Here is a 12980-nt window from a genome sequence, read left to right as displayed (position 1 = left end):
CTTATCCCATTGTTTTCTTTATCGCTTCGATAACGCGATCTGCCTGGAACGGCTTGACGATGAAGTCTTTCGCTCCTGCCTGAATCGCGTCGATAACCATCGCCTGCTGGCCCATCGCCGAACACATGATGACTTTGACGTTCGGATCCAGCTTGCGAATCTCTTTCAACGCCGCAATGCCATCCATCTCCGGCATCGTGATGTCCATCGTGATCAGGTCTGGTTTATGTTCTTTGTACTTTTCGACCGCCTGAGCGCCATCGGATGCTTCTCCCACGACATCATATCCATTCTTTGTCAAAATGTCGCGAATCATCATTCGCATGAACGCTGCATCGTCTACGATCAAAATACGGTTAGCCATCGTTCTGAATCCTCCCAAAATCTTATTGTAATTTTTGAATTCGATCCCACTGGTTAACAATATCGGTGACACGGACGCCAAAATTCTCGTCAATGACGACAACTTCTCCCTTGGCAATGAGTTTGTTGTTAACCAGAATGTCGACCGGTTCGCCAGCCAGCTTGTCCAGTTCAATAATGGAACCTTGTGAGAGCTCTAGAATGTCCTTAATCTGTTTGTTTGTCCTTCCTAATTCTACTGTGACTTTGAGCGGGATGTCCAATAATAAATTTAAATTGGATTCATCATATTGCGCATTGGATCCAGGTTGAAAATTCGCAAATTGCACCGGTTGGACATTGACGTTCCGATTCGGCACATTGCCGAATGCGGAAGCCGCTCCGCTCTGCGGATCCTGGTGAGCTGCCGGCATCGGCTGAGCGCCGTACGAAGGCTGTGCGTAAGGCTGCTGCTCGTATCCCGCCATCGGCTGCGGCGGCGCCATCGGCTGGGCAGGTGGTTGAGCCGGCGGCGTATATGGCGCTTCTTCCACCGCAGGAGCCTGTGGTGCACTCTCCGCTCCCGTCGACATCGCTTCCGCCGTTCCCATCAATATCCGTACCATCTCCTTTGCGAACGGCACGGTCAAGATTTGCATAATCGCCGAATCGATCAAATCGCCAATCGTAAGGCGGAATGAAATTTTGACCATCACATTCGCGTCAGGCAACGTTTCAATCCCCTGTCCATCCGCCATATCCAAGATGCCGATACCTGGCGGTGAAATGTCCACCCTCCGGTTAAAAATCGTGGACATGGACGTCGCGGACGAGCCCATCATTTGGTTCATCGCCTCCTGCACGGCGCTGACGTGAATTTCGTTCAGCTCTCCGCTCAGGTTCGTACCGTCGCCGCCAAGCATCAAATCTGCGATGACCTGCGCATCCGACGTCTTGATGACAAGGGAATTGACCCCTTCGAAGCCATCGACATACTCAACGTGCACCGCGACATGCGGCTTCGGGAACTCCTCCTCAAGGTTCTCACGCTTGAGCATCGTGATGCTGGGCGTCGTAATGTCCACCTTCCTGCCCAGCAGGGTGGATAGCGCGGTGGCCGCACTGCCAAACGTAATATTTCCAATTTCACCAAGGGCATCGACTTCGATCGGATCCAAGTAGGATTCGATTGAAGGGGATTTTGCTTCGTCTTCAGACGAATCGCCGCTCGATTTTGTCAACAAAGCGTCAATCTCCTCCTGCGACAAGTAATCTTTACTCGTCATGCTCTTCCACTCCTTCTTCCACGACTTGCTCGATTTGTACCGCTACGCGTTCTTTGACTACACCCGGCGTGCCAATATATTTCATGCGGTCACCAACCCGAATCGTCAAACCGCTGTCAACCGGCTTGTTCAAGACGATGACATCGCCGATTGTTAACTGCATCAACTCCTGTACCGAAATCTGTGATGCGCCAAGCTCGGCGGTGATCGGAAGCTTCGCTTTGCTAACCCGTTGGCGCAATTTTTCGATCTCAATCGGTTCCCGCGTTTTTTTCTCAGATACAAACCAATGATGCACAGACAGCTTTGGCATAATCGGCTCAATGACGACATGAGGGATACATAAGTTGATCATCCCCGTCGTGTCCCCGATCTTGGTGCTCAAAGAAATGAGCGCAATCGTCTCGTTCGGGGAGACAATTTGCATAAATTGAGGATTTGTCTCGAGTGCTTCCAGCCGCGGCTGGATATCAAGCACATTCTTCCACGCTTCCTGCAGGCTCTCGAACGCCCGGCTGAACATACGCTCCATCACCGTCGTCTCAATCTCGGTCAGCACGTTGATCTTCGAAGGGGCTACTCCGGAGCCGCCCAGCATACGGTCAATCATCGCATAAGCGACGTTCGGGTTGACCTCGAGAACCATCCGTCCTTTTAGCGGTTCGGCCTCAAAAATATTCAATATGGTCATTTTCGGTATCGAGCGGATGAACTCGTCATATGGCAATTGCTCGACCTGGACGACATTGATTTGCACAAAAGTACGCAATTGTGCAGAAAAATAGGTCGTTAAAAATCTGGCGAAATTTTCATGGATGCGTGTCAAACTTCGAATATGGTCTTTAGAAAAACGAACGGCACGCTTGAAATCGTACGAACGGATTTTACGCTGTGTTTCCTCTTTTTTTAGCTCTTCCGCATCCATTTCCCCCGAGGACAGCGCCGCGAGTAAGGCATCAATCTCGTTCTGCGATAGCACGTCTACCAATCGTTTCACCCCCTTACAGGAATCAGCTAAACATGTGTGTCAATCTGCCGTCAAATCGACGTAAGTATAAAGTCCGTCAAGTCCACTTGAACGACCTTGCCTTCCGGCAATTGCTTATTAATCAGTTCGAGCAACTTAGCACACAGTTGATCCTGACCCTTCATACCTTGCAAGTCCTCTGGTTTCATGTCAGCCAATGTTCTGAGAATGAGCGGCTTGATGCGAACGTCCTTGATCTTGTCGAACTGCTCTTTCGTCTTCTTCGTATCCAATTGGAACGCGAAGCCGGTGAAGACGACGAAGTCGCGGTTTGCCAGATTCGTCTTGATGTCCGTCATCGTTGACGTCATCTCCACGATTTCATCGGCCGATAATCTTACCGTCTGCGCTTGCTGTGCTCCAGACGCATTATCCTTGCCATTCGTATTCATCATCATAATCACGACAAGGGCGATCAGGGTCAGCGCGAGCAGGAGTGTGATCATCCACGGCATCATTCGTTTCATGGTTATCCCTCCGATGGTTCTGTCTTCTTCGTTCCGGCGATGATACCTACGGAGCAAACATATTGTTCAATCCGGTCAATCACTTCCGGCCCCTTCTCCAGTACGATGAACTTCTTCCCCGTCGTCAATGTGATGTAGGTATCGGGCGTCTCTTCAACGGTCTCAATAAGAAGGGCGTTCACCCACATGGGAGAACCGTTCAATCGCGTGACGGATATCATCCAAATCCTCCTTTGCCTCTTCATCCCAGTCCCCTGATGCCGCCCCACGGACGCGGCATCAGGGCTTGGAACAGATTACTGCCGAATTATCGCTTCAGATTGACGACTTCCTGCAATACTTCATCGGATGTCGTAATGATGCGCGAGTTCGCCTGGAATCCGCGCTGGGCTACGATCATCTCCGTGAACTCCTCCGTCAGGTCGACGTTTGACATTTCGAGCTGGCCTGAGACAATCGCACCGGTGCCTGCCTCCGTATCGTTTGCTGTGACGATCTCGGCTTCACCGTCCTCGACCGCGTTCGGGGTCAAGCGGTACAGGTTGCCCCCCATTTTCTCAAGGCCTTCCGGATTGACGACCTTGATTATGCCAAGCTGCACGCCTGTCGCTTCGGTCGTGCCGTCATCCCGCTTCGCGATAATCTCGCCGTTCTGCGAAATGGAGAAGGAGGTGATATCATCATCCAACTGGATCACCCCGCCGCCGGAATCGAGCACATTCAATCCGTCTGCGGTGACGAGCGTCCGGCTTGCATCCAGATAGAAATTGCCTGCGCGCGTCAGGAACGGAGCTTCTTGATCCTCGCCTAACTGTACGGCGAAGAAGCCGTCACCGTCAATGCGCATGTCGAGCAGGCGATTCGTCGTCATCGCGCTTCCCGCCGTATGCACGGTATCGATGGAAGCGAGGGAGACGCCGAGTCCGATCTGCTTGGCGTTCACCCCGCCGGAATTATCGTTCGGCGCTGTTGTGCCTTCAATTGTCTGGCTCATAATGTCCTTGAACATGGCGCGGCTGCCTTTAAAGCCAATGGTATTGACGTTGGCAATGTTATTGCCAATGACATCCAGTTTTGTCTGAAATCCGCGCATACCGGATACACCGGAATACATCGATCGAATCATCGTATTACCTCCAATTTCATTATGGTACAAGTTAAAAAGGGCGTATTTTGAACATCCTCTACATCAAGGGCTCACTTCGGTCGTTCCATGAGCCAAGGCTCCCTTGCGGTCCAGCCTTTAGATTCGCCATGCCTCAGTCATTGAGAAGAATGGCGCTGTCGATTTGCGTAAAAACATGATTCTGCCGTGACGCTTCATCCAATACCGTAATGACGGTACGAGACGGCACATTGACAATGAAGGCGTCGTTGTTCATGATGATAAGCGAATCCTGCGCCCCCTTCTCCTCGCCCTGGTTCATCGCCTGATTCATCTTGGCCACAAGCTCGGGTGTCAGGTTCATGCCGCGCTCTGTCATACGGGTCCTCGCATGATAGCTGAAGCGGACATCGTTCGTGCGCTGCAGTTCCTGTTGAAAGAGCTGCTGAAAGCTTGCCTTGCTCTCGCTCTGCCTGGCCTGCTTCAGCCGTTCAGGCTGCTGAACGGCCTGTATCGGTGCGGTTGGGCCTACATGCCCAATTGGGCCTCCGATATTCATGACTAGCCTTCCGATCCTGTTGGAGGCGACTCTTCCTCAGGCGTCGCTGATCCAGGCTGTTCCGGCTCTTCCGTACCAGGCTCTTTGCTCGGTTCGCGAATTTCCGCAATCGTGCTCAAGTCGACTTCATGCTCCCCGACCTTGGCGTACGATATACCCTCGCGGATAACCATCGAATCGACGATGCCGCTTCTCAGTACCGAATTCGTACCGTCTTCGCTCCCTATCTGATATTCACTATCCACAGACGTGCCGTACCACGTAATCTCTTTGCCAATAAGGCTGGAAGACATGCCGAGCGCCTGGTGCAGGCTTCCGAGCTGGGTCTGGATGTTCTTCAACTGCTCGACGGAGCTGAATTGGGCCATCTGCGCGATGAAGTCCCGGTCCTCCAGCGGCTTCGTCGGATCCTGATTTGACAGCTGCGCAATCAAAATCTTCAAAAATTCATCTTGTCCTAGCGTCTGATTATCCTTCTTGCTGGCCTGCGCCACATTCTCCGTGCTGTAGTTCGGCCAGGTGACGACTCTGCCGACTGATGCATCTGCCATTGCCCGTACCTCCCTGATTGTTATCTACGAACGTTATATACTTGCGCTAAAGGTGGAATTCCCGCCAAGAAGCGACTCTTCCTGCAGGCCCTCTCCGGCCGCTGCCGTCCCGGCAAGCTCATCAAGGGTTAGTGGCTTGCCCTGCTTCGAGCCCCGTTCAGACGATTGCTGGCGGTGGGTATCCTGCTGTCTCCGCTCCTCCTGGAACAGGGAAGAATTGAATGCATTCGATTGCTGGGATACTTCGATCTTCTCCACTTGAATTCCTTGCGATTGCAATGCGCCGCGAAGCATGGACATCTGCTGTTCCAGCATCTCCTTCGCCATCAGATGCTCTGTCAAGAAGCGGGCCGTCAATTGGCCGTTCTGAATTGTCAGTTGAATCTCTACCTGTCCCAGATGCTCCGGGTACAGGGAAATCTTCGCTTCCGACATCGTTCCGAGCTGGCTGAATCGCAGTTGCTTCACCATGAAGCCGGCCATCTCATCTGCAAACCGATCCGCGTGAATGACGGGCAGCGGCTTCGTCGTGTTGAGTCCTTCCTGACGCAGCGCCCATTGGCCTGCCTGCATGACTTGTCCAAGCTGTGGCTCTGGCTGGGCGTGGTCTGGGCCGCTCGCCGCTTCCGACGTTGGCTTCTCTCCAGCCGATGCAGGAGACACTGCGGTGTTGGCTGCGCCTTCCTGCTTCAGCATGTCAGCGAGCCGCGCCATCCATCGTATCGTCTCGGCAGGCTGTGCCTGTTCCCCCTTGGCGTTTGCCGCCGCATGGGGAAGCTCCGATCCTGGGCCTTGCACCTGCCGTTCAGCCGTCTGGCTCTGCACGACAGACGCCGTCTCCACCACAGCCGCCGCTTGTCCGTTCCCGGCAAGCTGCACCATCACCGGGGCATCGGCTTGCTTCGCTTCCAACAGACCGGCCAGTTGAGCGAGCATATCGCGCACCGCGATCGTAATCGTGGCTGGCTGCTCGATCAAGGCGGACGGGCTCTGTGCCAATGCATCAGAATGCTCCGCATTCAGCTGCTGTCCATTCAGCCACTGCTGGGCTTGCACCACCCATTGCTGCAGTGCAGCGAATAGCTCCGGATTGCTCTCCAATTCATCATCGACCGAAGGCAACGAATCCAGCAGCGATTGAAGCCATGCTTCAGCAACTGCGGTCGCTTCCTCCGTCAAGACAGACAGATTGCCGCTCCCTTCGCCAAGGTTGGATAGCGAAGCCAAGCCGCCCGACCCTGCCGACGCCTCGCCCGATGTATCCATGCATTGCGAGAGCACTTTCCTAAAACCGGCGCCGCCATCGACCGCACCAGCCTTGGCCTGCGTGCCGCCCATCACCGGAGCTCCGCTTCCGGCCGAAATATTCATAATCATTCCTTCCATTTTTTCACCTCCTTTCGAGCTGCCTCCTTTGAGCGATTTTTATCATTTGCTTGGAAACAGCTTGGAGACGAGTTTGGCCGTCGCTTCCTTATCCTCCTCCGTCATCGCGTTAAGCAGGCGAGAACGGGTCGCATCATCAACCGTATTCAGCACATTCAGCGTCTTCTCCGCACTGATTTTCGCCGTTTCCAGCAATATGCTGGCCGCACTCTTCGGCGTCATGTTCGCGAAGGTCTGGCTGAGCTGCGTCTGATCGAGGCCATTGTGGCTTTCCTGCGACGCTTCATTCTTTTTCAAGCGAGCCTGCAGCGCGCGAATCTCCAAGTTGTCCGCCGGCTTCACATCCTTGAGCTGGATCGACGCGTCAGCGGCCACCTTCGGATTCATCTTTTCCAGTATCTTCGCGCGATCCTCTTGCTTCATCGCATCCAACACAAGAACGAGCTCCTCTATCGCCAAGTTCTCCAAAATCGGAGCCGATTTGCTCGGCGTCATCTTGGCATACAGATTCGCCAGATCCTTCACCTGCTGCGCGTACTGCTCTTCCGTCAGTTGTTCTTCGTGCTGTTCGGCCCGCAAATCCTTGATTTCCTTATTCAGATTTGCGACCTGCTCTTCGAGCGTCTTGCGTGAATCGGCCAGATTGCGGAGGTCAGCGTCCTTAGAAGCCAACAGTGCCTTCAATTCAGCAATCTGCTCTTCTTGTTCCTTTTGGACGTTTTTGTTCTCTTTCTTCTCTTTGCCGGGTTCTTCGCCCTCGGCTGTATCCTTATCAGAAGAAATCCATTGATTTACGATCGGGATATTTTCCGCCAAAGCTATCATGTGATTGCGCCAGTTCGTATTGAACATCGTGAGCAGCACGGCTAATAAAATGATCGTAAATAGAATTGGGGTCGCAAAGAACAAAATCCGTTCAAAGCCCGAATATCCACTTTCCTTTTCCACTGATTCCTGATTTATCTCTGCCACTCTCATCCCTCCTGCTGAAGCGGCAGGATCGAACTGCCGCACCTGACATGTCTCCTAGCGGACTGCCATATGGTAGCGAACGGTCGCCAGTTCGTCCAATTCATTCTGTTCCCACGCAGCCAATCGCTCTTTGAATTGCGTTTCCGCCTTTTCCCTGGCCTTGGTCCATACTTTTTCGTCGGTCATCCTTACAGCCAGTTCGCCCTGCTTGTTCTGAACATTGGCTTCTGCAGCGCTGACCCGCTCGTTCGCCAGGTCAAGCTGTGATTCCATATGGACGATATATTGCTGCCAGGCCTGGAGGCTGGATGCAGATGCGCGAGCATCCACCTGACACTGTAGCCCTTCGCGAGCGTGAAGGAGATCTGCTGTGCACTGCTGAAGCTGGCTCTCCTTTGTCATCAAATCTCCTACGGCTTCGGACAATATCCATTCCGCCTGCTTTTTCTCATTTGTCTTCAAATCAAGCACTTTTTGCAAAGCGTATTGAAAGCCACGCACCGGTCACTCAACCTCCTGGAAATTGCATTACTAATCGTTCAATTGTCTCGTTGTAAGGAGCACTCTCATCGATTCTCTGCTTCGCAAATGCATGAATGTCATCTATAAATTCAAGTGCTTCATCTATGGCGGGATTGCTTCCTTGCTGATAGGCACCGATATTAATCAAATCCTCAGATTCACGGTACACGGCGAGAAGCCGCTTCAGTTGCTCCGCTGCCAATTGGTGTTCACGAGGCACGATGTCCTTCATCACCCGGCTCACACTGGCGAGAATGTCGATTGCGGGAAAATGACCCTTGTTCGCGATATTCCGGTTCAGGACGATATGACCATCCAAAATCCCGCGTACAGCATCGGCGATCGGCTCGTTCATGTCGTCTCCATCGACGAGCACCGTATAAAAGGCCGTAATCGAGCCTGACGGGCCTGTTCCGGAGCGCTCCAGCAGCTTCGGCAGGCTGGCGAAGACAGAAGGCGTATATCCCCGTGTCGCGGGAGGCTCGCCGATAGCCAGTCCGACTTCGCGCATTGCCATCGCGTAACGAGTCACCGAATCCATCATGAGCATAACGTTCATGCCGCGATCCCGGAAATATTCCGCAATCGTGGTCGCGATCAACGCCCCCTTGATGCGGACCAACGCCGGCTGATCCGAAGTCGCGACAACGACGACCGAGCGCGCCAACCCTTCCGGACCGAGATCGCGCTCGATGAACTCAAGCACTTCACGGCCGCGCTCGCCGATGAGGGCAATCACATTCACATCGGCCGCCGTATTGCGGGCGATCATGCCGAGCAGGGTGCTCTTCCCTACCCCGGAGCCGGCGAATATGCCGACACGCTGCCCGTTGCCGATTGTCAGCAGGCCGTCGATCGCCCGTACGCCGACGCCGATCGGATCCAGCACCCGCGGCCGGGCCAGCGGGTTGGACGGAACGGAGGTCGTCGAATAGGTGGACATCCTCGTCGGGAGGAAGGAGCCGTCAAGCGGCTGTCCCAACCCGTCCAGCACTTTGCCGAGCAGATCCGAACCGACCGGAACGGTCAACGGTTTCCCGGTGCCGACAACATCACAGCCCGGACCTATCGCCTGCAGCTCGCCAAGCGGCATCAGAAGCACCTTGTTATCGCGGAATCCGACAACTTCCGCCATCAGCGGCTTGCTCCCCTTGGTCGGGTATATGTAGCAGACTTCTCCTACGCTCGCATCAGGGCCTTCCGACTCCACCGTCAGACCTATAACCTGCGTCACTTTCCCATTGACGCGAACTGGGTCGATCTGCGACAAGTAGTCGATATACTTCTCCGCATTCCATTTCACCTCATGCGTCATGCTCACTCTGCTCCTCATGCTGTATTGCTAGTTGCATCAGCGCTTTTTTGATCTCCGCCAATTGCGTGTCAATTCGCGCGTCGATGCTGCCGAGCGCAGACCGGACGACGCAGCCCCCGTCGTTCACGCTGGAGTCCGGGATAACTTGCAGTTCTGCCTGCGAATCGACCGCCAGACTGAGCTCTTCCCTTGCCGCATGCACATATGCGAATTGCTCGGGTGAGACACAAAGTGTGATCGTTCCGCTTTCCCGCTTCCTAGACAGTGTCTTGCGGGCCAGTTCCAGCACAATCTCTCTCTCGACGGACAACTGCTTCTGAATGATCTTCTCCGCAACCGCGAAGCTGAGAGAGACAACGAACGGCTCCGCCTCTTGGATTAACTGCTCTTTCGCCTGATAGGCTTGGCGCAGCACTGCCTCGGCTTCCGCAATTTTGCGCTCGTACGCTTCCTTAATCTCATGCTTCGCACGCTCTATACCTTCCTGATATCCGGTCTCATTGCTCCCGCTCCGGATAGATTCAATCAACAGCTCGTCCTGTTGGCGCCGTTCTTCCCACCATGCTTCGATCTGGCTCTGTGCTTCTGTCTTCATCCGCTCCGCCTCTTCGGTCGCTTGCCGCAGATGCTCCTCAGCGAACGATTGCGCATCATCGAGAATCGACTGCCTCAGCTCGGCCAGTTGTTCATCCTGGTTCAGCAGCGTCTCCCGGGTCAACGGCTCCGGCGTTGCCGCAGCCTCCTCCTCGATCCGCTGCTCCTGATGATGCCGCACCGCTTCAACTAATCTCATTTGCTCCAGCGGAACATATTGCGTCGATTTGATGACATTAGACAACGACATCATCTCCTCCGCCGCGAGCGATGATAATCTCACCCGACTCTTCTAAGCGGCGAATCGTCGACACGATCCGCGTCTGCGCCTCTTCCACGTCGCGTAGCCGAACCGGTCCCATAAACTCCATTTCATCCTTGAACGTATCGGCCATCCGCTTGGACATGTTGCGGAAGATCGCTTGGCGCACTTCTTCGCTCGCCACCTTGAGCGCAAGCTGCAGGTCGGCATTGTCAATATCCCGAACAATCCGTTGGATCGAGCGATTGTCGATACTGACGATATCTTCAAATACGAACATTCTCTTCTTGATTTCTTCAGCCAGCGCCGGATCCTGAATTTCCAAGGAATCCAGAATCGTGCGTTCGGTTCCGCGGTCGACGCCGTTCAGAATTTGGACGACCGAATCGATTCCGCCCGCGCTTGTATAATCCTGCGTTACGGTCGACGATAGCTTTTGTTCCAGCATGAGCTCGACCTGGTTGAGCACTTCCGGAGACGTACTGTCCATCAAGGCGACTCTGCGCGCTACCTCGGCCTGCTTTTCCTGCGGAAGGGAAGATAGAATCGTCGATGCCTGATCTGTCTCTAGATAAGAGAGCACGAGGGCGATGGTCTGGGCATTTTCATTCTGAATAAAGTTGAAAATCTGCGACGCTTCCGCCTTGCGCGCAAAGTCGAACGGCCTAACCTGCAGCGTAGCGGTGAGGCGGTTGATAATATCGCCCGCCTTCTGCGAGCCCAACGCTTTTTCGAGAATTTCCTTGGCGTAATTGATGCCACCCTGGGAAATGTACTCCTGCGCCACGCAGATCTGGTGGAACTCGTTCATGACCGCCTCTTTTTCCGCCGCATCCACCTTGCGCACATTCGCTATTTCCAATGTTAATTGTTCGATTTCCTCATCCCGCAAGTGCTGAAAGATTTGGGCTGACACCTCAGGTCCGAGTGTGATAAGTAAAATCGCCGCTTTTTGTCTGCCGGTCAAGCCTCCGCTTCCATTATTCACGTTGCTCACCTCGATTCGTCAACGAGCCACGTACGCAATAATTTTACAAACTCTTCCGGCTTTTTCTTTGCCAGCATTTCCAATTGCTTGCGCACCTGATCCCCGCTTGTCATATTCTCTAAATCAATGGATGGAAGCTCAACATGAGTAGGCAACGGAGACAGTTCGTCCGCATAGATTTCTTCCGCCCGTCTGCGGCGGCGAACGACCACAAAGGCAATTCCGCCTGCGACAACAAGTAATGCAAGCACACCCGCGCCATACCATACCCAGTTCGGAACCGTGCTGGCAGTGGCTGTACCCCCATCGTTAATGCTATTTTGGGTCATAACTGAAACTTTTTGTGTCAATTCTTCATCTGTATATATAGTACCTGAATCTTTTAACTGCGCAGCGACGATCGAACGGAGCACCTTTTCCATCGCATCGATTTGGGCAGGCTCCATATTATTCGCGTCAACCGCTGCGTGTATGGTCAGATCTTTCACAGCATACGGACTAGACTCAATCAGATTTTTGATACGGTTCACATCATAATTGATCGTTTTCTGGCTTTTCTCAGACGACGAATCTCCGCTTCCCGAAGTGGAAGGGTAATTCGGCACTTCGCTGTCTCCTACACCAGCGACGCCGCCGCTTTGCGCACCCGTGCCACTGTAGGATTCCTGCAGCTCTTGAACGCTGATTTCGATACCTTTCATCTCCTCCGTATTAACCGGGGTGACAAGATCTTCTTATTTTTGAACTTTATCGAAATTCAGCTTTGCGGATACCAATACGCTTACTTTGTCCGCAGGCACATAGGCGTCCAGAAATTCTTGTATTTTCATGCGGATATCATTCTCATATTTGCGCTGGATTTTGAGCTGCTCATCCACCTCGCCGAAGATGCTCTTGGACGCGCCGCCTTGCGAGTCGGAAGCGAACATGGGCCCTTCATCGCTCGAAATGGTAATATCGTCAACCGCCAAGTTGGGAACCGCCGTCTTGACCAGATTGTAGTATCCGTCAACCGCCGCCTGATTCGGCTGATATCCAGGCTTAAATTTCAACACAATCGAAGCCGACGCCTGCTCCTGCTCCGGTGTTGCGAAGACCGTCTCCTTCGGGAGATTAATGATGACCTTTGCGTCTTGCACACCGTTCATCAGCCGCAACAATCTTTCGATTTCGCCGTTCAGGGCGTTCTTATAGCGAACATCGAACACGTTGTCCGTCATTCCGCCCATCAGTCCGTCGGCGCCGAACGATTCGAAGCCAATCGAACCGTTCTTGACGATGCCTTGGGCCCCGATGTCGACCTTCACTTTTGCGGCCGAGACACTGGGCACGGATATTTTGGTGCCGTCGCCGCTAAGCTCGTACGGGATGCCGTTCGAATTCAAATATTCAATGATGCCGGCCGCATCATTGGTGTTTAGATTTTCAAAAGCAAGCTCATACTCTGTCTTTGTCAGCTGTACCGTTAAAATAGCAACAGCCAAGATTACAAATGCGATTGTGGACAGCAGAAGGATTTTCTGCTTCTTACTAAATTGATTCCAGTATTGGGTTATTCGATCCCGATACCGGCCAATGGTTTCATTCACTTCACGTCACCCTCC

The 12980-nt window shown here is 53.3% G+C and carries 14 protein-coding genes and 1 pseudogene; all 15 read right to left on the bottom strand.

Features of this window, described 5'->3' with window-relative positions:
* Nucleotide 1 precedes the first annotated feature (1 nt).
* Nucleotides 2-364: a response regulator gene (locus PPOP_RS12150; protein ID WP_006286723.1), complete on the bottom strand. Its 363-nt coding sequence runs from the start codon at nt 362-364 to the stop codon at nt 2-4.
* A 22-nt stretch (nt 365-386) separates the two neighbouring features.
* Nucleotides 387-1628: a flagellar motor switch phosphatase FliY gene (gene fliY, locus PPOP_RS12145; protein ID WP_006286722.1), complete on the bottom strand. Its 1242-nt coding sequence runs from the start codon at nt 1626-1628 to the stop codon at nt 387-389.
* Nucleotides 1618-2616 carry a flagellar motor switch protein FliM gene (gene fliM / locus PPOP_RS12140; protein ID WP_006286720.1) on the bottom strand — a complete coding sequence of 333 codons (999 nt, stop codon included), beginning with the start codon at nt 2614-2616 and terminating at the stop codon, nt 1618-1620. Before fliM ends, fliY begins: the two co-directional genes overlap by 11 nt.
* Before the next feature lie 50 nt (nt 2617-2666).
* Nucleotides 2667-3122, bottom strand: coding sequence for a flagellar basal body-associated FliL family protein (locus PPOP_RS12135; protein ID WP_006286715.1), 456 nt, complete (start codon nt 3120-3122; stop codon nt 2667-2669).
* Nucleotides 3123-3124: 2 nt separating this feature from the next.
* A complete protein-coding gene (locus tag PPOP_RS12130; protein WP_006286713.1) occupies nt 3125-3343 on the bottom strand; it encodes a flagellar FlbD family protein in 219 nt (72 codons plus the stop codon).
* 86 nt (nt 3344-3429) lie between these two features.
* A complete protein-coding gene (flgG, locus tag PPOP_RS12125; RefSeq protein WP_006286711.1) occupies nt 3430-4248 on the bottom strand; it encodes a flagellar basal body rod protein FlgG in 819 nt (272 codons plus the stop codon).
* A 133-nt stretch (nt 4249-4381) separates the two neighbouring features.
* A complete protein-coding gene (locus PPOP_RS12120; RefSeq protein ID WP_006286709.1) occupies nt 4382-4786 on the bottom strand; it encodes a TIGR02530 family flagellar biosynthesis protein in 405 nt (134 codons plus the stop codon).
* Between the two features lie 2 nt (nt 4787-4788).
* Nucleotides 4789-5337, bottom strand: coding sequence for a flagellar hook capping FlgD N-terminal domain-containing protein (locus PPOP_RS12115; RefSeq protein WP_006286708.1), 549 nt, complete (start codon nt 5335-5337; stop codon nt 4789-4791).
* A gap of 33 nt (nt 5338-5370) precedes the next feature.
* Nucleotides 5371-6723 carry a flagellar hook-length control protein FliK gene (locus tag PPOP_RS12110; protein WP_006286707.1) on the bottom strand — a complete coding sequence of 451 codons (1353 nt, stop codon included), beginning with the start codon at nt 6721-6723 and terminating at the stop codon, nt 5371-5373.
* A 42-nt stretch (nt 6724-6765) separates the two neighbouring features.
* Nucleotides 6766-7701 carry a MotE family protein gene (locus PPOP_RS12105; RefSeq protein WP_042228702.1) on the bottom strand — a complete coding sequence of 312 codons (936 nt, stop codon included), beginning with the start codon at nt 7699-7701 and terminating at the stop codon, nt 6766-6768.
* Between the two features lie 48 nt (nt 7702-7749).
* Nucleotides 7750-8196, bottom strand: coding sequence for a flagellar export protein FliJ (gene fliJ / locus PPOP_RS12100; RefSeq protein WP_006286705.1), 447 nt, complete (start codon nt 8194-8196; stop codon nt 7750-7752).
* Between the two features lie 7 nt (nt 8197-8203).
* On the bottom strand, nt 8204-9532 hold the full coding sequence (gene fliI / locus PPOP_RS12095; protein WP_006286704.1) for a flagellar protein export ATPase FliI: 1329 nt from the start codon (nt 9530-9532) through the stop codon (nt 8204-8206).
* Nucleotides 9522-10370 carry a FliH/SctL family protein gene (locus PPOP_RS12090; RefSeq protein ID WP_006286703.1) on the bottom strand — a complete coding sequence of 283 codons (849 nt, stop codon included), beginning with the start codon at nt 10368-10370 and terminating at the stop codon, nt 9522-9524. The genes fliI and PPOP_RS12090 overlap by 11 nt, the downstream gene beginning before the upstream one ends.
* Nucleotides 10363-11376, bottom strand: coding sequence for a flagellar motor switch protein FliG (gene fliG, locus PPOP_RS12085; RefSeq protein ID WP_093471049.1), 1014 nt, complete (start codon nt 11374-11376; stop codon nt 10363-10365). The genes PPOP_RS12090 and fliG overlap by 8 nt, the downstream gene beginning before the upstream one ends.
* A gap of 5 nt (nt 11377-11381) precedes the next feature.
* Nucleotides 11382-12965, bottom strand: a pseudogene (gene fliF / locus PPOP_RS12080) (flagellar basal-body MS-ring/collar protein FliF).
* Between the last annotated feature and the right edge of the window lie 15 nt (nt 12966-12980).

The organism is Paenibacillus popilliae ATCC 14706 (assembly GCF_000315235.1).
Classification (GTDB): domain Bacteria; phylum Bacillota; class Bacilli; order Paenibacillales; family Paenibacillaceae; genus Paenibacillus_B; species Paenibacillus_B popilliae.
This window is presented reverse-complemented; position numbering and strand designations above follow the sequence as displayed.